The 24222-nt window shown below is 71.5% G+C and carries 25 protein-coding genes; 18 read left to right on the top strand and 7 right to left on the bottom strand.

The window, feature by feature from the left end; all coding sequences use genetic code 11:
* Positions 1-41 precede the first annotated feature (41 nt).
* A complete protein-coding gene (locus ACZ4O3_RS30660; RefSeq protein WP_362717200.1) occupies positions 42-605 on the bottom strand; it encodes a hypothetical protein in 564 nt (187 codons plus the stop codon).
* Between the two features lie 112 nt (positions 606-717).
* Here ACZ4O3_RS30660 and tsaB point away from each other — a divergent pair, with 112 nt between their 5' ends.
* The 9 genes from tsaB to ACZ4O3_RS30615 all read left to right on the top strand — a co-directional run bounded on the left by tsaB (position 718) and on the right by ACZ4O3_RS30615 (position 9647).
* The gene (tsaB, locus tag ACZ4O3_RS30655; RefSeq protein ID WP_384989457.1) at positions 718-1374 is read left to right on the top strand and encodes a tRNA (adenosine(37)-N6)-threonylcarbamoyltransferase complex dimerization subunit type 1 TsaB; all 657 of its coding nucleotides are present in this window, start codon (positions 718-720) and stop codon (positions 1372-1374) included.
* Between the two features lie 17 nt (positions 1375-1391).
* Entirely contained in the window at positions 1392-1889 is a 498-nt protein-coding gene (rimI, locus tag ACZ4O3_RS30650; RefSeq protein WP_362717227.1) for a ribosomal protein S18-alanine N-acetyltransferase, read from the top strand.
* Positions 1882-2976 carry a tRNA (adenosine(37)-N6)-threonylcarbamoyltransferase complex transferase subunit TsaD gene (tsaD, locus tag ACZ4O3_RS30645; protein WP_384989455.1) on the top strand — a complete coding sequence of 365 codons (1095 nt, stop codon included), beginning with the start codon at positions 1882-1884 and terminating at the stop codon, positions 2974-2976. The genes rimI and tsaD overlap by 8 nt, the downstream gene beginning before the upstream one ends.
* On the top strand, positions 2973-3239 hold the full coding sequence (locus ACZ4O3_RS30640; RefSeq protein ID WP_362717208.1) for a hypothetical protein: 267 nt from the start codon (positions 2973-2975) through the stop codon (positions 3237-3239). The genes tsaD and ACZ4O3_RS30640 overlap by 4 nt, the downstream gene beginning before the upstream one ends.
* 93 nt (positions 3240-3332) lie before the next feature.
* A complete protein-coding gene (locus tag ACZ4O3_RS30635; RefSeq protein ID WP_362717210.1) occupies positions 3333-4364 on the top strand; it encodes a LacI family DNA-binding transcriptional regulator in 1032 nt (343 codons plus the stop codon).
* Positions 4365-4641: 277 nt separating this feature from the next.
* Positions 4642-5697 (top strand): LCP family protein, encoded by a 1056-nt coding sequence (locus ACZ4O3_RS30630; protein WP_362717212.1) that lies wholly within the window; start codon positions 4642-4644, stop codon positions 5695-5697.
* Between the two features lie 141 nt (positions 5698-5838).
* A complete protein-coding gene (locus tag ACZ4O3_RS30625; RefSeq protein WP_362717215.1) occupies positions 5839-6195 on the top strand; it encodes a YciI family protein in 357 nt (118 codons plus the stop codon).
* A 43-nt stretch (positions 6196-6238) separates the two neighbouring features.
* A complete protein-coding gene (locus ACZ4O3_RS30620) occupies positions 6239-7507 on the top strand; it encodes an RNA polymerase sigma factor (RefSeq protein WP_362717218.1) in 1269 nt (422 codons plus the stop codon).
* 118 nt (positions 7508-7625) lie between these two features.
* Complete coding sequence (locus ACZ4O3_RS30615) at positions 7626-9647, top strand: cell wall-binding repeat-containing protein (RefSeq protein WP_467725305.1); 2022 nt, start codon at positions 7626-7628, stop codon at positions 9645-9647.
* Here the strand turns inward: ACZ4O3_RS30615 and ACZ4O3_RS30610 are convergent.
* Positions 9625-10818: a class I SAM-dependent methyltransferase gene (locus ACZ4O3_RS30610; RefSeq protein WP_467725303.1), complete on the bottom strand. Its 1194-nt coding sequence runs from the start codon at positions 10816-10818 to the stop codon at positions 9625-9627. The two genes, ACZ4O3_RS30615 and ACZ4O3_RS30610, sit on opposite strands and share 23 nt — an antisense overlap.
* A gap of 90 nt (positions 10819-10908) precedes the next feature.
* On the opposite strand from ACZ4O3_RS30610, the gene ACZ4O3_RS30605 reads away from it, so the two are divergent.
* The 4 genes from ACZ4O3_RS30605 (at position 10909) to groL (ending at position 15056) form a co-directional block, all read left to right on the top strand.
* A complete protein-coding gene (locus ACZ4O3_RS30605; RefSeq protein ID WP_384989445.1) occupies positions 10909-11799 on the top strand; it encodes a polysaccharide deacetylase family protein in 891 nt (296 codons plus the stop codon).
* Entirely contained in the window at positions 11796-12599 is an 804-nt protein-coding gene (locus ACZ4O3_RS30600) for a polysaccharide deacetylase family protein (RefSeq protein WP_362717639.1), read from the top strand. Before ACZ4O3_RS30605 ends, ACZ4O3_RS30600 begins: the two co-directional genes overlap by 4 nt.
* A gap of 404 nt (positions 12600-13003) precedes the next feature.
* Entirely contained in the window at positions 13004-13312 is a 309-nt protein-coding gene (groES, locus tag ACZ4O3_RS30595) for a co-chaperone GroES (RefSeq protein WP_066995800.1), read from the top strand.
* A 118-nt stretch (positions 13313-13430) separates the two neighbouring features.
* Positions 13431-15056, top strand: coding sequence for a chaperonin GroEL (groL, locus tag ACZ4O3_RS30590; RefSeq protein ID WP_362717636.1), 1626 nt, complete (start codon positions 13431-13433; stop codon positions 15054-15056).
* Positions 15057-15145: 89 nt separating this feature from the next.
* Here groL and ACZ4O3_RS30585 read toward each other — a convergent pair whose 3' ends face one another.
* From ACZ4O3_RS30585 to ACZ4O3_RS30575, 3 genes are all read right to left on the bottom strand, one after another.
* A complete protein-coding gene (locus tag ACZ4O3_RS30585) occupies positions 15146-15862 on the bottom strand; it encodes an ester cyclase (protein ID WP_362717633.1) in 717 nt (238 codons plus the stop codon).
* A gap of 78 nt (positions 15863-15940) precedes the next feature.
* The gene (locus ACZ4O3_RS30580; RefSeq protein ID WP_467725301.1) at positions 15941-16714 is read right to left on the bottom strand and encodes an SDR family NAD(P)-dependent oxidoreductase; all 774 of its coding nucleotides are present in this window, start codon (positions 16712-16714) and stop codon (positions 15941-15943) included.
* Positions 16715-16811: 97 nt separating this feature from the next.
* The gene (locus ACZ4O3_RS30575; protein WP_467725299.1) at positions 16812-17480 is read right to left on the bottom strand and encodes an MOSC domain-containing protein; all 669 of its coding nucleotides are present in this window, start codon (positions 17478-17480) and stop codon (positions 16812-16814) included.
* A gap of 79 nt (positions 17481-17559) precedes the next feature.
* Here ACZ4O3_RS30575 and ACZ4O3_RS30570 point away from each other — a divergent pair, with 79 nt between their 5' ends.
* Complete coding sequence (locus ACZ4O3_RS30570; RefSeq protein ID WP_467725297.1) at positions 17560-18459, top strand: LysR family transcriptional regulator; 900 nt, start codon at positions 17560-17562, stop codon at positions 18457-18459.
* A gap of 79 nt (positions 18460-18538) precedes the next feature.
* On the opposite strand, the gene ACZ4O3_RS30565 is transcribed toward ACZ4O3_RS30570, so the two are convergent.
* Positions 18539-18868 carry a WhiB family transcriptional regulator gene (locus ACZ4O3_RS30565; RefSeq protein WP_362732945.1) on the bottom strand — a complete coding sequence of 110 codons (330 nt, stop codon included), beginning with the start codon at positions 18866-18868 and terminating at the stop codon, positions 18539-18541.
* 381 nt (positions 18869-19249) lie between these two features.
* On the opposite strand from ACZ4O3_RS30565, the gene ACZ4O3_RS30560 reads away from it, so the two are divergent.
* The 4 genes from ACZ4O3_RS30560 to ACZ4O3_RS30545 all read left to right on the top strand — a co-directional run bounded on the left by ACZ4O3_RS30560 (position 19250) and on the right by ACZ4O3_RS30545 (position 23611).
* A complete protein-coding gene (locus tag ACZ4O3_RS30560) occupies positions 19250-19861 on the top strand; it encodes a response regulator transcription factor (protein ID WP_003948568.1) in 612 nt (203 codons plus the stop codon).
* 277 nt (positions 19862-20138) lie between these two features.
* Positions 20139-20726, top strand: a complete 588-nt coding sequence (locus ACZ4O3_RS30555; RefSeq protein WP_351693558.1) for a sigma-70 family RNA polymerase sigma factor — start codon at positions 20139-20141, stop codon at positions 20724-20726.
* 152 nt (positions 20727-20878) lie between these two features.
* A complete protein-coding gene (gene guaB / locus ACZ4O3_RS30550; protein ID WP_362728766.1) occupies positions 20879-22381 on the top strand; it encodes an IMP dehydrogenase in 1503 nt (500 codons plus the stop codon).
* 105 nt (positions 22382-22486) lie between these two features.
* On the top strand, positions 22487-23611 hold the full coding sequence (locus tag ACZ4O3_RS30545) for a GuaB3 family IMP dehydrogenase-related protein (RefSeq protein WP_467725296.1): 1125 nt from the start codon (positions 22487-22489) through the stop codon (positions 23609-23611).
* Between the two features lie 70 nt (positions 23612-23681).
* On the opposite strand, the gene ACZ4O3_RS30540 is transcribed toward ACZ4O3_RS30545, so the two are convergent.
* Positions 23682-24218, bottom strand: coding sequence for a hypothetical protein (locus ACZ4O3_RS30540; protein WP_467725294.1), 537 nt, complete (start codon positions 24216-24218; stop codon positions 23682-23684).
* Between the last annotated feature and the right edge of the window lie 4 nt (positions 24219-24222).

Below are 24222 nucleotides of genomic sequence, written 5' to 3'. Positions count from 1 at the left end.
GGCGCCCCCTGCGGGGCCGCTCCTCGCGGCCCCGGTGAGAACTAGCGGATCACCATGACCTTGACGCCGATGGTCGCGAAGATCCACATCGCGTCGCCGTCCCGGCGGGTCTCGCGGATGCCGCCCGTCCTGACCGTGGGGTCCGGGGGCTCCGTCGGGCCGGTGCCGGTGGCCGCGCTGAAACCGATCGCCGAACCGTCCTTCGTGGTGGCGAAGCGGACCACGTGTTCGATGGGGAGTCCGTCCGTGCCCGTGACCGCCTTGGAGCGGGACGTCACCCAGTAGGCGCCCACGGGCGGGTCGATCGTGCCGGGCTTCACCGTGAAGGTGCGCTCGACCCGGTTGCGCTCGCTGACGAGCCAGACCCGGTCGTCGTCCACCGAGTACACCACCCGTTCACCCGTGCCGGAGCTGTTCGGCAGGGCGGTGGGATGGCGCTGGTCCCGGGGCGCCTTCGCGGCCGGTGCCCCGGGGGCGGGGCTCGACGTGGACCTGTCGCCGAGACCGGGCGGAACGGCGGCCGAGGCCTGGTAGGCGAGGAGTCCGACCGCCCCGACGGCCGCCGCGGTGAGGCCGGCCACGATTGCCGAGCTGGTCCCTGCCACGTGCGCCACCTCTGACTCGCCGTATATGTCGTACTTCGTACAGACCGTAGCAGCCAGTGACGGTCCGCCCCTGACGGCCGTGCTCGCGGCGCCGGAGCCGTAGGCTGTTCGCGTGCTCTTGCTCGCTCTGGATACCGCCACCCCCGCCGTCACCGTCGCGCTGCACGACGGTGCGGCCGTCATCGCCTCGTCGAGCCAGGTGGACGCGCGCCGGCACGGCGAGCTGCTGCTGCCGGCCGTCGACCGCGTCCTCGCCGAGGCAGGGGTCAAGCTGGACGCCGTCACCGGGATCGTCACAGGCATCGGTCCCGGTCCCTACACCGGTCTGCGGGTCGGTCTGATGACCGCGGACACCTTCGGACTCGCGCTGGGCGTGCCCGTGCACGGCCTGTGCACGCTCGACGCGCTCGCCTACGCGGCCGACATCGAGAAGGGCCCGTTCGTCGTGGCCACCGACGCCCGCCGCAAAGAGGTCTACTGGGCGACGTACGCCGACTCGCGCACCCGGCTCACGGACCCGGCCGTCGACCGGCCCGCCGACATCGCCGAGCGGGTCGCGGGACTGCCCGCGGTGGGTGCGGGGGCGATGCTCTACCCCGACACCTTCCCGGTCGTGCACGAACCCGAGCACGTCTCCGCCGCCGCCCTCGCCTCGCTCGCGGTCGAACGGCTGGCCGCGGGCGAGGAACTGCCCGCGCCCCGGCCGCTGTACCTGCGCCGCCCGGACGCCCAGGTGCCCAGGAACTACAAGGTGGTCACCCCGAAGTGACCGCACAGTTGCGCGAGATGCGCTGGTGGGACATCGACCGGGTCCTGGAGCTGGAGAAGGGCCTGTTCCCCGAGGACGCCTGGTCGCGGGGAATGTTCTGGTCCGAACTGGCGCACGCGAGAGGCCCGGCGGCGACCCGGCGCTATGTGGTCGCCCTGACGGACGACCAGGTCGTCGGGTACGCCGGGCTGGCGGCCCAGGGCGAACTCGGCGACGTCCAGACCATCGCGGTCGCCCGCGACCACTGGGGCACCGGCCTGGGCGGACAGCTCCTCACCGAGCTGCTGCGGGCCGCGACCGCCTTCGAGTGCGCCGAGGTCATGCTGGAGTGCCGGGTCGACAACACCCGCGCGCAGAAGCTCTACGAGCGGTACGGCTTCGAGGCCATCGGGTTCAGACGCGGCTACTACCAGCCGGGCAACGTGGACGCCCTGGTGATGCGCCTGACGACGAAACCGGGCAGCGGCCCCGCCGACGGACCCACTTCCGGACAAGGAACCGAGATCAATGGCTGACGAACCCCTGGTTCTGGGGATCGAGACCTCCTGCGACGAGACCGGCGTCGGCATCGTCCGGGGGACCACCCTGCTCGCCGACGCCGTCGCCTCGTCCGTCGACGAGCACGCCCGCTTCGGCGGCGTGGTGCCCGAGGTGGCGTCCCGGGCGCACCTGGAGGCGATGGTCCCGACCATCGAGCGCGCGCTGAAGGACGCGGGCGTGAGCGCGCGGGACCTGGACGGCATCGCGGTCACGGCCGGCCCCGGCCTGGCCGGGGCGCTGCTCGTCGGCGTCTCCGCGGCGAAGGCCTACGCGTACGCGCTGGGCAAGCCGCTGTACGGCGTGAACCACCTCGCCTCCCACATCTGCGTCGACCAGCTGGAGCACGGTCCGCTGCCGGAGCCGACGATGGCCCTGCTGGTCTCCGGCGGGCACTCCTCGCTCCTCCTCTCCTCGGACATCACCTCCGACGTGCGGCCGCTCGGCGCCACCATCGACGACGCGGCCGGCGAGGCCTTCGACAAGATCGCCCGGGTGCTGAACCTGGGCTTCCCCGGCGGTCCGGTCATCGACCGGTACGCGAAGGAGGGGGACCCGGCGGCCATCGCCTTCCCGCGCGGTCTCACCGGTCCGCGCGACCCGGCGTACGACTTCTCCTTCTCCGGTCTCAAGACGGCGGTGGCCCGCTGGATCGAGGCCAGGCGGGCGGCCGGCGAGGACGTGCCGGTCCGCGACGTGTCCGCGTCCTTCCAGGAGGCGGTTGTGGACGTCCTGACCCGCAAGGCCGTCCGGGCCTGCCGCGACGAGGGCGTCGACCACCTGATGATCGGCGGCGGGGTCGCCGCCAACTCCCGGCTGCGCGCGCTCGCGCAGGAGCGCTGCGAGGCGGCCGGTATCCGGCTGCGCGTGCCCCGCCCGAAGCTGTGCACGGACAACGGCGCGATGGTGGCGGCGCTCGGCGCCGAGATGGTGGCGCGCAACCGGGCCGCGTCGAGCTGGGACCTCTCGGCGGACAGCTCCCTGCCGGTGACGGACCCGCACGTGCCGGGCCGTCACCACCACGACCACGTGCACGAGGTCAGCAGGGAGAACCTGTACACGTGACGGTCGCGTTGATGTGGGAGGCGCGGGCGGTGGCGGGGCGGGGCCCGGAACTGCTGGCCTGGGCACGGCAACGGGACCTTGCGAAGGCTCCGCTGCGCCGGGAGAGCTTCCGGGCACCGCAGGACCGGGTCCTGGTCGTCACGTGGTGGCAGGCGTCGTACGACGACCAGGGGCTGCCCGAACTCCCCGACCCGCCGGGCGACCTGGTGGAGCGGCCGGTGCACCGCTGGCGGTTCGAGTCGGCCGGAGTGGAAACGCCCTAGGCGAATGTTTCGGAAATCGCGCCGAATGTTCCGGGAATCCCTGGCCTGCGCGGGTCTTCGTCAAGGGGGGAGTGCAGGGTTACGATCGCGGGCATGACGCCTCCGAAGCCCGCAGAAACGCAGACGGCGACGCTTGCTGACATCGCCCGTGAGGCCGGTGTCTCCGCTCCGACTGTTTCGAAGGTCCTGAACGGGCGCGCGGACGTCGCTCCGGCGACCCGTACCCGGGTCGAGGAGCTGCTGCGTGCCTACGGCTATCGGCGGCGGCGCGCCGAGGCCTCCCGGTCGCCGCTCATCGACCTGGTCTTCCACGAACTGGAGAGCGCCTGGGCGATGGAGGTCATCCGGGGGGTGGAGAACGTGGCCCGGGACGCCGGGCTGAGCGTGGTGCTCAGCGAGAGCGCCGGGCGGCTCACCCCCGGGCGGACCTGGGCCGACCAGGTGGCGGCGCGGCGGCCGCACGGGGTGGTGCTGGTGCTGTCGGAGCTGGACGAGTCGCAGCGCGCGCTGCTGCTGAGCCGGTCGATCCCGTTCGTGGTGATGGACCCGGCGGGGGACCCGGGGCCGGACGTGCCGTCCATCGGGGCCACCAACTGGCAGGGCGGCCTCGCCGCCACCCGGCACCTGGTCGAGCTGGGTCACCGGCGTATCGGGGCGATCAGCGGCCCCTCCCGGATGATGTGCAGCCGGGCCCGGGTGGACGGATACCGGGCCGCGCTGGAGACCGCCGGGCTCCCCGTCGACCAGCGCCTGGTCAAGGCCGGGGACTTCCACCACGACGCCGGCTACCGGCTGGGTCTGGAGCTGCTGCGCATGCCCGACCGGCCCACCGCCGTCTTCACCGGCAACGACCTCCAGGCGCTCGGGCTGTACGAGGCCGCGCGCGAGCTGGGACTGCGGATCCCCGAGGACGTGAGCATCGTCGGCTTCGACGATCTGCCGGTGGCCCGCTGGGTGGGGCCGCCGCTGACGACCGTACGGCAGCCGCTCACCGAGATGGCCGAGGCGGCGGCGCGGCTGGTGCTGGAGATGGGGCGCGCGGCGGAGGCCACCACGGCGACCCGGGTGGAGCTGGCGACCAGCCTGGTGGTGCGGGCGAGCACGGCGGCGCCCGCGAGCGGGTGAGGCGGGCCTGGCCGGAAGGTGACGCGTCGACGGGTGGTGCGGGCGTCTCCAGGGTCGGGTGGCCGTCTCCTGCGCGAACGCCTCCGGTGACGGGACCGCGCCGGACGGGGGTTGGGCGACCTTCGGGTTCAACGCGCCCTGGAGCGGCGGCAATCCCGTGCCGGCCGTCACCCCGGGCTGAACCACGTCTGAGAAGGGTGAGATTTTCCGAAGAAAAACGTCCTTGCGGTACTCGTGCTAACAGTCCCCTAATAATTCGGACTTACGTTCCTGTCCCGTGACGGGACACGAGGAGCAAGGCGGCGCGGGCAGACGGGCGGGCCGGCGGTCCAGAAGGCTGAGGATCGTCGGCCTCACGCTGGCGGGGGTCATGACGCTGGGCGTCGCCGGCGCGGGGTGGGTCTACTGGCACCTCGACGACAACATCAAGAGCGTCGACATCGACAGCGCGCTCGGCGACGACCGCCCGGCCAAGGCGGTGTCCACGCCGACGGCCGCCGCGTCCGTCTCCGCCTCGCCGCTGCCCACCGGTTCGGTCAACATCCTGGTGCTGGGCTCGGACTCGCGCAGCGGCAAGGAGAACCAGAAGCTCGGCGGCGGCGACAGTTCGGGCGCCCGCTCCGACACGGCGATGGTCGTCCATGTCGACGCGGGCCGCACCGGGGCCACGGTCGTCAGCATCCCGCGCGACACCCTGGTCACCCGCCCCTCCTGCCCGCTCTCCTCGGGCGGTTCGACGTCCGTCGCCCACGGCGCGATGTTCAACAGCGCCTACTCGGTGGGCGGCGCGGTGTGCGCGGTGAAGACGGTCGAGTCGATCACCGGCGTCCGCATGGACCACTACCTGGAGATCGACTTCTCGGGCTTCGCGAAACTGGTCGACGCGCTCGGCGGGGTCACCGTGACCACCGACCAGGACATCGACGACGACGACAGCCACCTGCACCTGAAGAAGGGCACCCATCACCTCGACGGCACCACGGCGCTGGCCCTCGCCCGCACCCGGCACGGCATAGGCGACGGCAGCGACCTCGGCCGGATCGGCCTCCAGCAGAAACTGGTCAAGGCCCTGCTGGACCAGATGGCCTCGATCAGCCTGCTGACCAACCCGGCCAGGCTCTACGAGGTCGCCGACGCGGTCACCGCAAGCCTCACCACCGACACGGGCCTGGACTCGCTCAGCGAACTGATGCGTCTCGGCCAGAGCCTGAAGGGCCTGGCCTCGGACCACGTCAGGACGGTGATGATGCCGGTGGTGACGGCCCCGTCCGACCCCAACCGGGTGATCGCCGACGAACCCGAGGCCGGCGACCTCTGGAAGTCGCTGCGGTAGGCCCCCGCGGCCCCCGCGCAGGGGCGCGGAAAAAAACTTCGGGAGATTCCGGCGCGCGTGTCGATCCGGGTCCGGCGCGTTCGACGCAAGGGTGAGATGCGGGGAGAGGCCCCGCACCGCACCGGAATCCCAGGAGTCACCGTGCCCCGTTACCTGTCGCTCGTGAAGATCGACGAGAACACCGCCCCCGCCGAAGGCCCCAGCCAGGAGCTGATGCAGCGGATGGGCGAGCTGATCGAGGAGATCACCAAGGCCGGCGTGATGCTGGACACCGCGGGGCTCACGCCGACCGCCCAGGGCACCCGGGTGCACTGGGAGGGCGGGAAGATCTCCGTCACCGACGGGCCGTTCACGGAGTCCAAGGAGGTCGTCGGCGGCTACGCGATCATGCAGTGCAAGGACATGGCCGAAGCCCTGGAGTGGACCAAGCGGTTCCTGAAGGTGCACGAGGAGTTCTGGACGGTGACCTGCGAGGTGCGGGAGATCGCGGCGGGCTGATCCTCCTGGCGTACCGCCGCCCGGGGGTGTCGAATGGAGGGCTGTGAGCACACAGCCCTCCGTCGACGCCGAGGCCCGGCACGCCATCGAGACCGTCTACCGCCTGGAGTCGCCCCGCGTGATCGCCGTCGTCGCCCGGATCGTCCGGGACGTCGGCATCGCGGAGGAACTGGCCCAGGACGCCCTCGTCGCCGCCCTGGAGCAGTGGCCCCGGGACGGGGTGCCCGACAACCCGGGCGCCTGGCTCACGGCCACCGCCCGCCACCGCGCCGTCGATCTGGTCCGGCGCCGGGAGAACTACGCCCGCAAGCTCGCGGAGATCGGCCGCGCGACGGAGACGGCCGCCCCGCCGGAGGAACCCGCCGACCCGGACGACATCGACGACGACCTGCTCCGCCTGGTCTTCACCACCTGCCACCCGGTGCTGTCGCCGGAGGCCCGCACCGCGCTCACCCTCCGGCTCCTCGGCGGCCTGAGCACGGCCGAGATCGCCCGCGCCTTCCTCGTCCCCGAGCCGACCGTGGCTCAGCGCATCGTCCGCGCCAAGCGCACCCTGGCCACCAGGAACATCGCCTTCGAGGTCCCCTGCGGCCCGGACCGCGAGGCCCGGCTCGGCTCCGTGCTCGACGTCATCTACCTGATCCACAACGAGGGGTACGCGGCCACGGCCGGCGACGACTGGCTGCGCCCCTCGCTGTGCGAGGACGCGCTGCGGCTGGCGCGCGTGCTGTCCTCGCTGATGCCGAAGGAGCCGGAGGTGCACGCCCTCACCTCGCTCCTGGAGTTCCAGTCCTCCCGCACGGCCGCCCGCACCGGCCCGGACGGCGAGCCGGTCCTGCTCCGGGACCAGAACCGCCGCCGCTGGAACCGCATGCTCATCGCCCGCGGCATCCGGGCCCTGGCCCGCGCGGACGCCACGGCGACGGGCGCCCCGGGACCGTACGCCCTGCAGGCGGCCATCGCGGCCTGCCACGCGCACGCGTACACCTACGAGGAGACCGACTGGCGGTCCATCGCCACCCTGTACGGCCTGCTGGCGGTCCGGTCCCCGTCCCCGGTCGTCGAGCTGAACCGGGCGGTGGCCGTGTCGATGGCGGACGGGCCGGCGGCGGCCCTGGCGATCGTGGACCCGCTGACGGCCGAACCCGCCCTGCGCGACTACCACTTGCTGCCCAGCGTGCGCGGTGACCTGCTGGCCCGCCTCGGGCGTACGGCCCAGGCCCGCGCGGAGTTCGAACGGGCCGCCGGGCTGGCCCGCAACGAGCGGGAGCGGGAGCTGCTGCTCGCCAGGGCGCGTGAGTGCGCTCCGTAACCTTCTGGCACACAGCTGTTCACCCACAACTCCGTTCCCATGGCAACTAGTTGGCACATACAGTGACCCGGCCCCCGTGCGGGGGCTGTTCAGACCATGGGGGGTCGACAACTTGAGAATGTTCACGCGCCGCCGTGCGGCGGCGCTCGCGACCGCGGCCGTACTGGCCGCGACGGGCACCCTGGCGCTCGCGCCGGGTGCCGTCGCCGACGACGCCGGGCCCTGGCCGGGAACCGAGGGCAGGATCCTCACCGACGGACCGCGGCTGATCGACCCGGCCACCGGTACGGCCACCGCCGTCTCCTCCGTCGCCTCGGGCCTCTACGGCGCCTGGGCGCCGGACGGCAGCCGGTTCGTCACCGGCTCGTACCAAACGATCAGCAGCGTGCGCACCAGCGGCGCCACCAAGCTCACCCTGCCCCCGGCCAAGGGCATGCGGAACGACAACGTCGGCTACACGGACCTGACCTACGGCTGGAACGGCCGCTACGTCGTGTTCTCCGACGGCGGCCAGCTCGCCTACGGTCCCTCCGACGGCGCCTGGGCCCCCGGCCCGCTGCTGTCGACCGCCCAGGAGCCGTCGACCGCCTGCGACTCCGACCCGACCGTGGACGACTCCACCGGCCGGGTCGCCTTCGAGCGCCGCAACGGCGCCTGCTCCGCCGACCCGGGCGTCTACGTCTACGACTCGGTCGCGGACACGGTCAAGCTCGTACTCGGCGACGCCGGGCAGCCCGCCTTCTCGCCCGACGGCAGCAAGCTGGCCTTCGTCCGGGACTCCCAGCTCTTCACGGCGAACGCGGACGGCACCGGCGTCAAGCAGCTCACCGACGACACGCGCTCGTACTCCAACCCTTCCTGGTCGCCCACCGGCACCCGGATCCTCTACGACGTCCACACCAACCCGAACGACAGCGACGCGCACAGCACCGAGTACCTCGACCTGAGCAGCGGCGCGTTCACCCCGGTCCCGACCACCTGGGAGGGCAGCAACCCCAGCTGGCAGCCGGTCCGCAAGAACACCACCGCCCGGGTCTGGGGCGCCGACGCCAACGGCACGGTCGTCGCCTCCTCGCGCTGGAGCTGGAACACCGTCGGCCAGAGCGAGCCGGGCCTGCTGGACGCCAAGTCCGCCGTCCTGCTCGGCCAGGACGACTCGGCGGACGCGCCCACCGCCACCGCACTCGCCGGCAAGCGGCAGGGGCCGGTGCTGACGACCGTGAAGACCGGGCTGTCCACGGCGGTGAAGAACGAGCTGCAGCGCACCCTGAAGAAGGGCGCGAACGTGTGGATGGTCGGCGGGACCTCGGTCCTCAGCACCAACGTCTCCACGCAGCTGAAGTCCCTCGGCTACGTCCCCAAGCGGATCTCCGGCACCGACCGCTACGACACCTCGGTCAAGGCCGCGAAGACGGTCACGACCAGCCCGACGTACGTCTTCCTGGCCAGCGGCACCGACTACCAGGCGGCGCTCCCGGCGGCCGCCGCGGCCGGCGCCGACGGCGCGGGCAGCACCGGCGGCGTGGTCCTGACCAGCGGCAAGTCGCTGACCTCGGCGGTGAAGTCGTACCTCAACAGCCTCAACCCGGCCAAGACCATGGTCATCACGGTCGGGGCGGACGCCAAGTACGCGCTGACCCACGCGTCGATGACCAAGTGGCCGTCGACGTACTACTACTACCCGGTCACGGGCGCCGACAGCGAGGCGCTGTCGGTGGCCGTCGCCAAGTTCTGGTGGACCACGCCGGGCCAGGTCGCCGTCGCCTACGCCGGCTCCTGGCGGGACGGCGTCTCCGCGGGCTCGGCGATGAACGTCTACGGGCCCGTGCTGTGGACCTCCCGGCCCGCGCTCTCCGACGGGGTCAAGAGCTACCTGCTGCGCGAGTCCGCCGGCACCCAGGCCGTGATCGCCTTCGGCGACACCGGCTCGGTCACGCTGGGCGCGCTCAACACGGCCGGCTCGTCGATCAGCGCCGGCGGGAACGACTTCGTGTACCGGCCGTACTACAACGGCGTCGCCCCGGCCGCGCGCGCCTTGTCGCTGCGCACGGACGCCGGTGACCCGGTCCCGGCGGCCATCAGGTCCGGCCGGGCGACCGACCGGAACCCGTCGTCGCTCAGGACGGCCCAGCACCGGTAGCCGGCCGCGCGGGGGCGCCGACGAGCATGGTCGGCGCTCCCGCCACCCGGGTCAGGAACACCGTCGCCGCGTTCGGTCCCTGCGGCTTGACCTTCCTGCGCAGTTCCTCCGGCTCCACGGCCGAGCCGCGCTTCTTCACGGTGAGCGTGCCGACCCCGCGCTCGCGCAGCAGCGCCTTCAGCTTCTTGACGTTGAAGGGGAGCCGGTCGGTGATCTCGTACGGCGTCGCCCAGGCGGTGGCGCGCAGCGTGTCGGCGGTGATGTACGCGATCGTCGGGTCGACGAGCCCGCCGTCCAGTTCCTCGGCCACCTCGGCGACCAGATGGGCGCGGATGACGGCGCCGTCGGGTTCGTACAGGTACCGCCCCACGGGACGGACCCGGGGATCGGGCAGGCCCCGGCCGGGAAGTGTGCGCGGGCCGGGCAGCAGGGTGGCGCGGACCGTCCCGGGCGCCGTCCCGAACCAGAGCACCGCCTCCTTCACGTCCCCCGCGTCCGAGATCCACTCCGCCTCGGCGTCCGCCGGGACCGCCTCGTGCGGGACGCCGGGGGCGATCTTCAGCGCGGCGGTGCGCGCGGCCCGGCGGGCCGCCTCGACGGCCCAGGACAGCGGCGGTGAGTAGGCCTCCGGGTCGAAGATGCGGCCGCGGCCGCCGCGCCGGGCCGGGTCGACGAACACGGCGTCGTAGCCGGCCGTGTCCACCTCCGTCACGTCCGCCTCCCGGACCTCGATCAGGCCGGCGAGCCCCAGTGCGTCGGCGTTCGCGCGCGCCGCGGCCGCTGTCAGCGGGTCCCGGTCCACGGCCAGCACCCGGATCCCGGCCCGCGCGAGCGCGATCGCGTCGCCCCCGATCCCGCAGCACAGGTCGGCGACCGAGGTCACCCCCAGCGACCGCAGCCGCTCGGCCCGGTACGAGGCGACACTCGCCCGCGTCGACTGCTCGACCCCGTTCGGCGTGAAGAACATGCGGTCCGCGTCCGCGTCCCCGAACTTCGCCGCCGCCCGCTGCCGCAGCCGGGCCTGGGCGAGCGCCGCCGACACCAGCTCGGCGGGGTGCGCGCGGCGCAGGCGGGTGGCCACGGCGAGTTCGTCGGCGGCCGCGGTGCCGCGCACTTCGGCGAGGAGGGCACGGCCCTCGGCGGTCAGGAGGGGGGCGAGGAGGTCGTTCACCGGGTCATTGTCGGCCAGTCGGTGGATGGTTCGCCTCCGGCGGCGGTGTCGGACCCGGTTCCGGGGGAGGTCCTGGAAGGATCCGACACCATGCGAGTAGTCGTACAAAATGACAAAAAAGGGTTGACGGTGGGTGTGGCGGGCCTGCTGGCCGTGGCAGCCCTGGTGTCCGGCTGCGCGGGGCCGGACACCGGCTCCATCGCCCGTCCCGCCGCCGGCCAGCAGCCGCCGCACAGGCCCGCCGCCGCCCCCGACTCCCACGCCGCCCTGGCCGCCGCCGCCAGGCGCTGGGGCCTGGACGCGGTCCCGCTGCGGGCCCCGGCCCCGCCGAAGGTGAAGCCGCGGATCACCGCACGGGACGGCTTCGAGGTGGACGGACAGGAGGAGGACGACCTGCCCCCGGTCTTCACCACGATCCCGACCCGGCAGAAGGTCGTCTTCCTCACCATCGACGACGGCTCGAACAAGGACCCGCGGTTCCTGCGCATGATGAACGACCTGCGGATCCCCTACACCGCCTTCCTCAGCAACTACCTCGTCAAGGACGACTACGGCTTCTTCCGCACGATGCAGTCCGAGGGTCACACCCTCAACAACCACACCCTGACCCACCCCTACCTGCCAGGACTCTCCTACGAGGAGCAGAGGGACGAGATCTGCGGCATGCAGGCGATCATGAAGAAGCAGTTCGGCAGGGCGCCGACGGTCTTCCGGCCGCCCTACGGCAACTACAACGGCGACACCCTGCGCGCCGCCAAGTCCTGCGGCATCAAGTACGCGCCGATCTGGGACGAGGAGGTGTTCGTCGACCACTGGGAGTACCGCGAGTGGGACCGCGACCTGCACCCCGGTGACATCGTGCTCACGCACTTCCGGGGCACGGACGACTGGGACGGCACGATGGTCGACGACATGCGCCGCTTCCTGAACAAGGTCACCCGCGAGGGTTATGCGGTGGCGCGCCTGGAGGACTACCTGTGAGCAGGCCGAGGGCGACGGCCGCGCTGCTGACCGCCGCCCTCCTCCTGGCGGGCTGCGCCCAGTCCGTCGACCCGATCGAACGGCTGGGCAAGAAGGCGGCGGACCGGGTACGGCCGCACGGCCCGGCCGGCGAACAGCCCTACCGCCGCTGGGGCCTGACCGCGCCCCTCCTGCCGGCACCGCACCCCCCGCTGCACCCGCTCGCCCTCCACTCGGCCCGTCCGCCGGTAGTCGACCACGTCCGCACCAGCGACAAGGTCGTCTTCCTCACCTACGACGACGGCGCCGAGAAGGACCCCCGGTTCGTCGACATGGTCCGTGAACTGCGGCTCCCGGTGAGCATGTTCCTCACCGACAGCGTGGTCGGCCCCGGCTACGGCCACTTCGCCCGCCTCCAGGAGGTCGGCGCGAGCGTCCAGAACCACACCCTCGACCACCCGGCCATGCCCGGCCTGCCCTACGCCGGCCAGCGCGCCGAGATCTGCGGCCAGCAGGAGAAGCTGAAATCCCGTTTCGGCATCCGGCCCCGCCTCTTCCGCCCGCCCTACGGCACCTATGACACCACCACCCTGCGCGCGGCGGCCGCCTGCGGGGTGACGGCGGTGGTCCTGTGGCGCGCGGCCATGACGGCCGACGGCATCGCCTACCGCCACGGCGAGAAACGGCTGCGCCCCGGCGACATCGTCCTGGTGGGCCCGGACGAGGCCACGGGCCTGACCCTGCGCGAACGCACGACCCGGCTGCTCCGGCAGGTCCAGGAGAACGGCCTGACGGTGGGGCGGCTGGAGGACTACCTCTAGGGGCGTGTTGCGAAAGTCCCGTCTGCGGTGCGACGCCGTGCACGCACGCTCGCCGCACCGGGCGCAGACCCGGGGTTCAGTACCGGGGCCCACGCCCGGCACTCCGAGAGCACGCACCTGACGCCGCGACGCCGCCCTCCGGGCGACGACGGGAAAGGTCGGACAGACCCTGGGTCCCGTCCGTCCGGGGCCCGCCCGAGTCACCGATTTCCGGCGCCGCGCCGCGGCCAATTGGCACTCCGCTTGACCGAGTGCTAATCCCGGTCATAGTCTCGGCTCTGGCACTCGGCAGATGAGAGTGCCAACAACGCGACGGGCAGGTCCGGCACCCGCGACGACGGATCCACCTGGTCGCCACCTCAGACAGTTAACCCCGTGAGATCTCCGAAGGGGGAGGTCGGATCGTGACGACCACCAGCTCCAAGGTTGCCATCAAGCCGCTTGAGGACCGCATCGTGGTCCAGCCGCTCGACGCCGAGCAGACCACGGCCTCCGGCCTGGTCATCCCGGACACCGCGAAGGAGAAGCCCCAGGAGGGCGCCGTCCTCGCCGTGGGCCCGGGCCGTTTCGAGAACGGCGAGCGCCTGCCGCTCGATGTCAAGGTCGGCGACGTCGTGCTCTACAGCAAGTACGGCGGCACCGAGGTGAAGTACAACGGCGACGAGTACCTCGTCCTCTCGGCTCGCGACGTGCTCGCGATCATCGAGAAGTAGTTCACCCCAAGCACATTCTGCTTTGAGCTGCGCCCCTGGCCCCCGCGACCTTATGAAGCCGGGCGTCGGGGGCGCGGCTCGTTTCACCCACGTTTTCCGAGAGGGCTGAACCGCTCCCATGGCGAAGATCCTGAAGTTCGACGAGGACGCCCGTCGCGCCCTTGAGCGCGGCGTCAACAAGCTTGCCGACACCGTCAAGGTGACGATCGGTCCCAAGGGCCGCAACGTCGTCATCGACAAGAAGTTCGGCGCCCCCACCATCACCAACGACGGTGTCACCATCGCCCGCGAGGTCGAGATCGAGGACCCGTACGAGAACCTCGGCGCCCAGCTGGTGAAGGAGGTGGCGACCAAGACCAACGACATCGCGGGTGACGGTACGACCACCGCCACCGTGCTGGCCCAGGCGCTCGTCCGCGAGGGCCTCAAGAACGTCGCCGCGGGTGCCTCCCCGGCCGCCCTGAAGAAGGGCATCGACGCCGCCGTCGCCGCCATCTCCGAGGACCTGCTCGCGACCGCCCGGCCGATCGAGGAGAAGTCCGACATCGCCGCCGTCGCCGCGCTGTCCGCCCAGGACCAGCAGGTCGGCGAGCTCATCGCCGAGGCGATGGACAAGGTCGGCAAGGACGGTGTCATCACCGTCGAGGAGTCCAACACCTTCGGTCTGGAGCTGGACTTCACCGAGGGCATGGCCTTCGACAAGGGCTACCTGTCGCCGTACTTCGTGACGGACCAGGAGCGCATGGAGGCCGTCCTGGAGGACCCCTACATCCTCATCAACCAGGGCAAGGTCTCCTCCATCGCGGACCTGCTCCCGCTGCTCGAGAAGATCATCCAGAGCAACGCCTCCCGCCCGCTGCTGATCATCGCCGAGGACGTCGAGGGCGAGGCGCTCTCCACCCTCGTCGTCAACAAGATCCGCGGCACCTTCAACGCGGTCGCGGTCAAGGCCCCCGGCTTCGGCGACCGTCGCAAGGCGATGCTGGAGGACCTGGCGATCCTCACCGGCGCCACGGTCATCTCCGAGGAGGTCGGCCTCAAGCTCGACCAGGTCGGCCTGGACGTGCTGGGCTCCGCCCGCCGTGTCACGGTCACCAAGGACGACACCACGGTCGTCGACGGTGCCGGTGACTCCGGTGCCGTCACCGGCCGCGTCGCCCAGATCAAGGCCGAGATCGAGAACACCGACTCCGACTGGGACCGCGAGAAGCTCCAGGAGCGCCTCGCGAAGCTGGCCGGCGGCGTGTGCGTGATCAAGGTCGGCGCCGCCACCGAGGTGGAGCTGAAGGAGAAGAAGCACCGTCTGGAGGACGCCATCTCCGCGACCCGCGCCGCGGTCGAGGAGGGCATCGTCTCCGGTGGTGGCTCCGCGCTCGTCCACGCCGCCAAGGTGCTGGAGGGCGGCCTGGGCAAGTCCGGCGACGAGGCCACCGGTGTCGCCGTGGTCCGCCGCGCGGTCGTCGAGCCGCTGCGCTGGATCGCCGAGAACGCCGGCCTGGAGGGCTACGTCATCACCTCCAAGGTCGCCGAGCTGGAGAAGGGCCAGGGCTTCAACGCCGCCACCGGCGAGTACGGCGACCTGGTCAAGGCCGGCGTCATCGACCCGGTCAAGGTCACCCGCTCCGCCCTGGAGAACGCGGCCTCCATCGCCTCCCTGCTCCTGACGACCGAGACCCTGGTCGTCGAGAAGAAGGAAGAGGAGGAGCCGGCGGCCGCCGGTCACTCCCACGGCCACGCCCACTGAGGCGACGCGCCTGCACGGATGAAGCCCCCGTTCCCGGTCGTCCGCCGGGAACGGGGGCTTCGCCCCTCGCGGGTACTTCGATCGTCTGCCTAGTTCGCCAGCGCGTCCAGCGCGTCCAGCTGTGCCAGCAGTCCTATCCGGTCGTACTGCAACCAGCTCTCCGCCATCTTCCCGTCGGCGTCGAAGCGGTGGATCGTCGTCCCGGTCATGGTGACCTGCCTGCCGGTGTTCGGCACCCCCATGAACGCCGCCTTCTGCACACCCGTCCAGAGCCACCTGGTGCACACCCGGTCGTCCTGGGAGATCTGGTCCTCGATGAGGAACGAGAAGTCGAAGGCGCCCCGCCACATCTCCAGCTTGCGCCGCATCGCGTCCATGCCGATGGTGTCCCGGCCCTCGACCGGATCGTGGTCGTGGTAGTCCTCGGTGATCAGGCCGTCCAGTGGAACCAGCGGGCCGGGCGCGGCGATCGTGTCGAAGAACCGCCGTGCGGTGGCCGCGATGCCGGTGTGCGGCCGCTCGTCGCGCACCACGTCCAGATCCGTGAACGTCGGCATCCCCTCGCAGAGCGCCAAGATCTCGTTGAGGACCTGGTCGGCCTCCGGCCGGTTCGAGTTCCGCATCGCCTCCTCGTACGAGGCGAACTCCACGATCTCGACGACGTGCGACGCGTCGGAGCGGTCCTTGCCGACCACCGCGTGCGTCGCCGTGCGCTTCCCCTTGGTCTGCGTGACCCACCTGTCCATCAGCCGGTCCATCTCGGCCGGCCGGTTGGTCCTGCACTCGATGAGCTGTACGAACGTCATGCCGCCGCCTCCGGCCCCCCTGGGTCCGGTACCGTCACGCCCATTTTCCCACCGGGGGAGGCGGCGCCACCTCAGCCGTCACCGCGGCCCGTACTTGCGCCCCGTCTTCGAGGTGATCCCGCCCAGCAGCCCGTGCGGGGTCACCTTCGCCAGTCCGGTCAGCACCTTGTACCGCGGGTCCGGGATCGACAGCGTCTTGCCGCGCGCGAGGTCGGCGAGCGCCGCCTCGACCAGCTTGTCGGCGTCCAGCCACATCCAGTCCGGGATGTTGTCCGTGCCCATCCCGGCCCGCTGGTGGAACTCGGTGCGCACGAAACCGGGCGCCAGCGCCATCAGACGGACCCCGGTCCCCGCCAGATCGCGCGCCGCGCCCTGGGTGAACTGCACGACCCACGCCTTCGACGCGCCGTAGGTGCCCCGGGGCACGAAGGCCGCCACCGAGGCCACGTTGACCACACCGCCGCGCCCGCGCTCCCGCATCGCCTCGGCCGCGGCCGAGGTCAGCCGCAGCACCGCCTCGCAGTGCACCTTGAGCATCTTCAGCTCGTCGGCCATCGAGACGTCCAGGTAGTGGCCCTTGTTGCCGAAGCCCGCGTTGTTGATCAGCAGGTCGACCGGGCTCCTGCGGTCGCCGAGGCGGCCTGCGACCGACTCGATGCCGGTGTCCTCGGCGAGGTCGGCGGTGAGCACCTCGGCCTCGATGCCGTGCCGGTCGTGCAGCTCGGTGGCCTGCTCGCGCAGCCGTTTGGTGTCCCGTGCCACCAGGACGAGGTTGTGCCCGTCCGCCGCCAGCCGCCGCGCGAACGCGGCACCGATCCCCGCGGTCGATCCCGTAATCAGAGCCGTTGTCATGGCCCAAGGGTAGTTACCCGGACTGACGGCGTCCGTTGCGCGCACCAGCTCTTCCGAAGGGTGAAGCGCCGGTGGACGGTCCGGGGGTGACGGCCGTTCAGTCCTGCTGCGCGGCCACGTACTTCCGGGCCTGCGCCAGCGCCTCCGGGTGCAGCGCGTGGCCGGCCACGAGGAGCCGGGGCAGCAGCTCCCGCTCGGTGGTGGTGGCGCGGAACTCCATCGCCGCCGTCACGCCGTGCGCCGGCCGGTGCACGATCTCGATCGGGTCGCCGGCCCGGATCTCACCCGGTTCGATCACCCGGAGGTAGGCACCGGTCGCACCCTTCCGCGTGAACCTCTTCACCCATCCCCGCTCGCCCAGATGGCCCTGAAAAGTACGGCACGGGATGCGCCCGGACGTCACCTCCAGTACGACCTCGGAACCGATCCGCCAGCGCTCGCCGATCAGCGCGTCCGACACGTTCAGCCCGTTTGTCGTGAGGTTCTCACCGAAGCAGCCGTTCGGCAGCGGCCGGCCGAGCTCCTTCGACCAGTCGTCGAGGTCCTCGCGCGCGAAGGCGTAGACCGCCTGGTCGTCGCCGCCGTGGTGGCGCAGCTCGCACACCGCGTCCCCGGCCAGACCGCTGCCCGCGACCCCCTTCGGCCCGGGTGCCTGCACCCGCACGGGACCGTCCGCCGGCCGCTTGTCGATGCCGGTCACGCCGTCCTTCTGGTCCGTGTGGGGCGACGGCGTCGGGACGCCGAGGTTCACCGAGAGAAGCTGCATGGTCCGACGGTACGGGACCGTGCTCAAAGCGTCGACGCACTATCGGGTGCGCTGTCCAAGCCCGGCTTATGATCGGAGGGTGATAGAGGCCCGTCATCTCCGTGTTCTGCGCGCCGTCGCCACCACCGGTTCCTTCTCGGCGGCGGGGCGCGAACTGGGCTGCACCCAGCCCGCCGTCAGCCAGCAGATGAAGGCGCTGGAGACCTCCGTGGGCACCCCGCTGCTGGTGCGCAACGGCCGGGAGATGCGCCTGACCCAGGCCGGCGAGGCACTCGTGCGGCACGCCTCCGGGATCCTCGCCGGACTCACCGCCGCCGAGGAGGAGGTCGCCGCGATCGCCGGTCTGCGCGCCGGCCGGGTCCGTCTGGTCTCGTTCCCGAGCGGCAGCTCCACCCTTGTCCCGACGGCGCTGGCCGCCCTGCGCGCGGCGCATCCCGGCACCCGGGTCTCCCTGGAGGAGGCCGAGCCGCCCGCATCCGTGGAGCTGCTGCGCGCGGGTGACTGCGACATCGCGCTGGCCTTCCGCTACGAGGGTGCGGCGGGCGCCGAGGAGTGGGACGACCTGGTGGTACGGCCGCTGCTGACGGACCGGCTGGTCGGCCTGCTGCCGGAACGGCACCGGCTCGCACGCGCGGAGTCGGTCGCCCTGGGGGAACTCGCCGACGAGCCCTGGATCGCGGGCTGCCCGCGCTGCCGGGGACAGCTCGTCCAGGCGTGCGAGAGCGCGGGATTCACGCCCCGTATCGACTTCGCCACCGACGACTACCCGGCCGTGGTCGGCCTGGTCGGCGCCGGTCTGGGCGTCGCGGTGCTGCCCCAGCTGGCGGTCGAGTCGGTACGCCCGAGGGGCGCGCGCACGGTGGCGCTGGAACCCGCGGTGGTGCGGGAGATCGTCGCCCTCACGCTGCCCGACCTGGCACAGGTGCCGGCCGTGGCGGCGACGCTGCGGCAGCTGGGCCGGGCGGCCCGGCGGGCCTGAGGCGACGGGCGGCCCGATCGGCAGCGTGCCAGTGATCTGAAGAAACGTTCTTTCAGGTAGGTAGGGGGAGTCGGTGCTTTCAGGTGCGAGGGAGGGAGTCGCCGCTGGTCGTCGAGGCCGACACCAGCCTGTTCCGCGCCCGCCCCATGAGCTCTTCGCGCTCGTCCTCGGTCAGGCCGCCCCAGACGCCGTACGGTTCGCGGACCGCCAGCGCGTGCGCCGCGCACTCCGCGCGGACGGGGCATCTCATGCAGACCTCCTTGGCCGAGTTCTCACGGGCACTCCGAGCCGCCCCGCGCTCGCCCTCGGGATGGAAGAAGAGCGAGCTGTCGACCCCACGGCAGGCAGCCAGCAGCTGCCAGTCCCACAGGTCCGCGTTCGGTCCGGGAAGGCGGGAGAAATCTGCCATTACGTGACCCCTTGTAGCCGTTCTGGGCGGATACGGTGCCAATGACCGTATATCTCCGGTCTAGAGAGATGAAAATATGACTCATTGCGAATCTAGCCCCAGACACCGTGAAACGGGAAGAAAAAGGTCTAAATGGGGCATTGGATGTGATGAAAAGTTGAGAGTCTGACGTCCATGTCTGCACCGTGTCCGCCCCCTCACGTAGAGTGCCGAAGAGGCCACGCAGCCCCGTAACTCTTTCGAGTGACCGTCGTTGAGAGTGCGGAGGCGGTTGAAACAACAAGCGCTCGGGCAGGCGTCCGAGACGGTCGACCGCACAGGTGACGATTCCGTACCAGCCTGGAGGCTCAAGGTGACGCGCATCAGCTGCGGAGGGCGGTCATGACATCCGTCCTCGTCTGCGACGACTCCCCGCTTGCCCGAGAGGCGCTCCGCCGCGCGGTGGCGACCGTGCCCGGCGTCGAGCGCGTGACGACGGCGGCCAACGGCGAGGAAGTCCTCCGCCGCTGGGGCGCCGACCGCTCCGACCTGATCCTGATGGACGTGCGCATGCCCGGTCTGGGCGGTGTCGAGACCGTGCGCCGGCTGCTGTCGGCCGACCCCGGCGCGCGCATCATCATGCTCACGGTCGCCGAGGACCTGGACGGCGTGGCCCTGGCCGTCGCCGCCGGTGCCCGCGGCTATCTGCACAAGGACGCCTCGCGCGCGGAACTCCGCGCGACCGTCACCCAGGCACTCGCGGACCCCACCTGGCGGCTGGCGCCCCGGCGGCTGCGCTCGGCCGAGATGGGCGCCGCGCCCACTCTCACCGCGCGCGAGATCCAGGTCCTCGAAGGCATGAGTCACGGCCGCTCCAACGCCGAGATCGGGCGCGAGCTGTTCCTTTCCGAGGACACCGTGAAGACCCACGCCCGGCGGCTGTTCAAGAAGCTCGGCGCCTCCGACCGCGCCCACGCGGTGGCCCTCGGCTTCCGCTGGGGACTGGTCCGATAGCGGGGCGATGAGCTGCGCCGCAGCGGGATCGCGGACCGACCGGACGCCCCCGCCCACCGTACGGTGGGCGGGGTCCGCAAGGCGGATCGCCTCGGGCCCGCTGCTCGTTTCGGCGCTGATGCCGCATCCTTGAGGTGTGGAGTCTCTCGGGGACGAGTCGTTCGAGCGGAAGGGGAGGGCGCAAGGGATGAGTTCCGGCGCACCTGCTCATAACGCTTCGGTGCACAACGACGGACGTGGTGCCACACCGCCGACGGCAGCAGGGCACGATGGACCGATGCGCGACGACGAGGCGGTCACCGCCATTGGGACGATCGGCGCCCTCGTCCACCGCGCCGTCGACGGGGACGAGCAGGCCACGCACGACCTGCTCGCCCATGTCCACCCGCTCGCGCTGCGTTACTGCCGTACGCGGCTGTCGCGCCTGCCGGGCGACGCCCGGCACTTCGTGGAGGACCTGGCCCAGGAGGTCTGTGTGGCGGTCCTCCTCGCACTGCCCCGCTACCGCGACACCGGCCGCCCCTTCGAGGCCTTCGTCTTCGCCATCGCCTCCCACAAGGTCGCCGACCTGCAGCGGGCCGCGATGCGCCACCCGGGCTCCACGGCCGTCCCCTCCGACGAGATGCCGGAACGGCCCGACGACTCCCTCGGCCCCGAGGAGCGGGCGCTGCTCAGCAGCGACGCCGAATGGGCCAAGAAACTCCTCGCCAACCTCCCCGAGAACCAGCGCGAGCTGCTGCTCCTGCGCATCGCGGTGGGCCTGACCGCCGAAGAGACGGGCCAGATGTTGGGAATGTCACCGGGCGCCGTCCGGGTCGCCCAGCACCGTGCCCTGAGCCGGCTGCGCGCACTGGCGGAGCAGTAACCGCACGGTTCGCCGCACCCGATGAACAGGCGTGCGCTCATTTCCGTACGAACATACGAAGCCTGAAGCTGAGTCGTACCGTGGAATTTGGGGCCTGTGCTTCCCGTTAGCATGGACATCCGCACCGTTCAAGGCCATTTGGGGAAGGTGTCATGACTGCCAACGTCGACGGAGTGCCCGGAAAATTCGCGACACTCGGGCTTACCTACGACGACGTGCTGCTGCTGCCGGGCGCATCCGAGGTGCTCCCGAACGCGGTCGACACCTCGTCCCGCATCTCGCGCAACGTCCGGGTCAACATCCCGCTGCTGTCCGCGGCGATGGACAAGGTGACCGAGTCCCGCATGGCGATCGCGATGGCCCGTCTCGGCGGCGTCGGCGTGCTGCACCGCAACCTGTCCGTCGAGGACCAGGTCAACCAGGTCGACCTGGTCAAGCGGTCCGAGTCCGGCATGGTCACCGACCCCATCACGGTGCGTCCGGAGGCGACCCTCGCCGAGGCCGACGCCCTGTGCGCGAAGTTCCGGATCAGCGGTGTGCCCGTCACCGACCCGGCCGGCAAGCTGCTCGGCATCGTCACCAACCGGGACATGGCCTTCGAGAGCGACCGCTCCCGCCGCGTGCACGAGGTCATGACCCCGATGCCGCTGGTGACCGGCAAGGTCGGCATCTCCGGCAGCGAGGCCATCCAGCTGCTGCGCAAGCACAAGATCGAGAAGCTGCCGCTGGTCGACGACCAGGGCGTTCTCAAGGGCCTCATCACGGTCAAGGACTTCGTCAAGGCCGAGAAGTACCCGAACGCCGCCAAGGACGCCGAGGGCCGCCTGCTCGTCGGCGCCGCCGTCGGAGCCAGCCCGGAGGCCCTGGATCGGGCCCAGGCGCTCGCCGAGGCCGGCGCGGACTTCCTGGTCGTCGACACCTCGCACGGCCACAACAGCAACGCCCTCAGCTGGATGTCGAAGATCAAGTCGAGCGTCGACATCGACGTGATCGGCGGCAACGTCGCCACCCGCGACGGCGCCCAGGCGCTCGTCGACGCCGGCGTCGACGGCATCAAGGTGGGGGTCGGCCCCGGCTCCATCTGCACCACGCGCGTGGTCGCCGGCATCGGCGTCCCGCAGGTCACCGCCATCTACGAGGCCTCCCTCGCGGCCCGCCCGGCGGGTATCCCGCTGATCGGCGACGGCGGCCTGCAGTACTCCGGCGACATCGGCAAGGCCCTCGCCGCCGGCGCCGACACCGTGATGCTGGGCAGCCTGCTGGCCGGCTGCGAGGAGTCGCCCGGCGAGCTCCTCTTCATCAACGGCAAGCAGTTCAAGTCGTACCGGGGCATGGGCTCGCTGGGCGCGATGCAGTCCCGCGGCCAGGGCCGGTCGTACTCCAAGGACCGGTACTTCCAGGCCGAGGTCGCCTCGGACGACAAGCTCGTGCCCGAGGGCGTCGAGGGCCAGGTGCCCTACCGCGGTCCGCTCTCCAACGTGCTGCACCAGCTCGTCGGCGGCCTGCGCCAGACCATGGGCTACGTGGGCGCCGCCACCATCGACGAGATGGAGTCCAAGGGCCGGTTCGTCCGCATCACCTCCGCGGGTCTCAAGGAGAGCCACCCGCACGACATCCAGATGACGGTCGAGGCACCGAACTACAGCCGCAAGTAGTCTGCACGGCCTTTCCAGGGCGGTCCCGGACACACCGGGGCCGCCCTCGCCGTGCCTGTCGGCGATACTGGAAGACGCTGAAACGAAGAGGGAAAGGCCACAGACGTGACTGAGATCGAGATCGGGCGCGGCAAGCGCGGCCGCCGGGCGTACGCCTTCGACGACATCGCCGTCGTCCCCAGCCGCCGCACGCGGGATCCGAAGGAGGTCTCGATCACCTGGCAGATCGACGCCTACCGCTTCGAGCTGCCGTTCCTGGCCGCCCCCATGGACTCGGTCGTCTCCCCGGCCACCGCCATTCGCATCGGCGAACTCGGCGGCCTCGGTGTGCTCAACCTCGAAGGCCTGTGGACGCGCCACCAGGACCCGCAGCCGCTGCTCGACGAGATCACCGGGCTGCCCGCCGAGGAGGCCACCCGCCGGCTCCAGGAGATCTACGCGGCCCCCATCAAGGAGGAGCTGATCGGCGCGCGCATCAAGGAGGTGCGCGACTCCGGCGTGGTGACGGCGGCCGCGCTCTCCCCGCAGCGCACCGCCCAGTTCTCCAAGGCGGTGGTGGACGCGGGTGTGGACATCTTCGTCATCCGCGGTACGACGGTCTCGGCGGAGCACGTCTCGTCCTCGCACGAGCCGCTCAACCTGAAGCAGTTCATCTACGAGCTGGACGTCCCGGTGATCGTCGGCGGCTGCGCCACCTACACGGCGGCCCTGCACCTGATGCGCACGGGCGCCGCGGGCGTCCTCGTCGGGTTCGGCGGCGGCGCCGCCCACACCACGCGCAACGTGCTCGGCATCCAGGTCCCGATGGCCACCGCGGTCGCGGACGTGGCGGCGGCCCGCCGTGACTACATGGACGAGTCCGGCGGCCGGTACGTCCACGTGATCGCCGACGGTGGTGTCGGCTGGTCCGGGGACATCCCCAAGGCGATCGCCTGCGGTGCGGACGCGGTGATGATGGGCTCCCCGCTCGCCCGTGCCACGGACGCGCCCGGCAAGGGCCACCACTGGGGCATGGAGGCGGTCAACGAGGAGCTGCCGCGCGGCAAGAAGGTCGACCTCGGAACGGTCGGCACCATCGAGGAGATCCTCACCGGCCCCTCCCACACCCCCGACGGCTCGATGAACCTCTTCGGCGCACTGCGGCGGGCGATGGCCACGACCGGTTACAGCGAGCTCAAGGAGTTCCAGCGCGTCGAGGTGACCGTGGCGGACAGCCAGCACAAGCGGTAGGTCCCGCACGACGGACAAGGGGCCGGTCACCCGAAACGGGTGACCGGCCCCTTCGTGCGCCGCGGGCCGGTCAGGCGGCCGCCTTCTGGGCGCCCGAGAACGCCGCCCACCCGGCGATCGCGAAGAACAGGAAGGTCAGCGGGTCGGCCGTCTCCTTCCACGCGTCCTGGACGACACCGAAGTGCTGGAAGAACACCTCGGAGAAGCCCAGGTCGAGCTGGTCGGCGCCGATCATCGCCTCGCCCACCAGCTGGCCGAGGTAGACGGAGCCGAGCGCGAGGAGCGTGGCGGCGACGGGGAGCAGCGGGTTGCGGCCGCCGAGCCGGCCGGCCGCGAGGCCTATGACGAAGCCGACGCCGACGGCCGCCCAGCCGATCTCGTGCTTGGTGAGGCCGATGACCATGCCGTAGAGGGCGGCGGCGGCCACGGCCGCGACGACGGCACCCACCAGGCCGAGGGCGACATTGCCCCGGGGAGGCGCGGGCGGCGCCGGGGGCGGGGGTACGGCGCCGGGCTGGGCGGCGTACGGCGCGGACGCCTGCTGCTGCGCGAACGGGTTGCCGTCGGCGGGCTGCGGCTGCGGCTGCGGCGGAGTTGACTGGCTCATGACA

The sequence above is a fragment of the Streptomyces sp. NPDC026515 genome (genome assembly GCF_055567595.1).
The sequence above is the reverse complement of the archived record's forward strand: the minus strand, read 5'-3'. Positions and strand labels throughout refer to the sequence as shown.

What these genes read in the sequence shown, in the direction of transcription:
- guaB (WP_362728766.1), top strand. Translation starts at nt 20,879, where the DNA reads ATGACTGCCAACGTCGACGGAGTGCCCGGAAAATTCGCGACACTCGGG.
- ACZ4O3_RS30635 (WP_362717210.1), top strand. Translation starts at nt 3,333, where the DNA reads ATGACGCCTCCGAAGCCCGCAGAAACGCAGACGGCGACGCTTGCTGAC.
- ACZ4O3_RS30585 (WP_362717633.1), bottom strand. Translation starts at nt 15,862, where the DNA reads ATGACGTTCGTACAGCTCATCGAGTGCAGGACCAACCGGCCGGCCGAG.
- ACZ4O3_RS30565 (WP_362732945.1), bottom strand. Translation starts at nt 18,868, where the DNA reads ATGGCAGATTTCTCCCGCCTTCCCGGACCGAACGCGGACCTGTGGGAC.
- ACZ4O3_RS30575 (WP_467725299.1), bottom strand. Translation starts at nt 17,480, where the DNA reads ATGCAGCTTCTCTCGGTGAACCTCGGCGTCCCGACGCCGTCGCCCCAC.
- groL (WP_362717636.1), top strand. Translation starts at nt 13,431, where the DNA reads ATGGCGAAGATCCTGAAGTTCGACGAGGACGCCCGTCGCGCCCTTGAG.
- ACZ4O3_RS30555 (WP_351693558.1), top strand. Translation starts at nt 20,139, where the DNA reads ATGCGCGACGACGAGGCGGTCACCGCCATTGGGACGATCGGCGCCCTC.
- ACZ4O3_RS30615 (WP_467725305.1), top strand. Translation starts at nt 7,626, where the DNA reads ATGTTCACGCGCCGCCGTGCGGCGGCGCTCGCGACCGCGGCCGTACTG.
- ACZ4O3_RS30540 (WP_467725294.1), bottom strand. Translation starts at nt 24,218, where the DNA reads ATGAGCCAGTCAACTCCGCCGCAGCCGCAGCCGCAGCCCGCCGACGGC.
- ACZ4O3_RS30605 (WP_384989445.1), top strand. Translation starts at nt 10,909, where the DNA reads ATGCGAGTAGTCGTACAAAATGACAAAAAAGGGTTGACGGTGGGTGTG.
- rimI (WP_362717227.1), top strand. Translation starts at nt 1,392, where the DNA reads ATGCGCTGGTGGGACATCGACCGGGTCCTGGAGCTGGAGAAGGGCCTG.
- ACZ4O3_RS30560 (WP_003948568.1), top strand. Translation starts at nt 19,250, where the DNA reads ATGACATCCGTCCTCGTCTGCGACGACTCCCCGCTTGCCCGAGAGGCG.
- tsaD (WP_384989455.1), top strand. Translation starts at nt 1,882, where the DNA reads ATGGCTGACGAACCCCTGGTTCTGGGGATCGAGACCTCCTGCGACGAG.
- ACZ4O3_RS30580 (WP_467725301.1), bottom strand. Translation starts at nt 16,714, where the DNA reads ATGACAACGGCTCTGATTACGGGATCGACCGCGGGGATCGGTGCCGCG.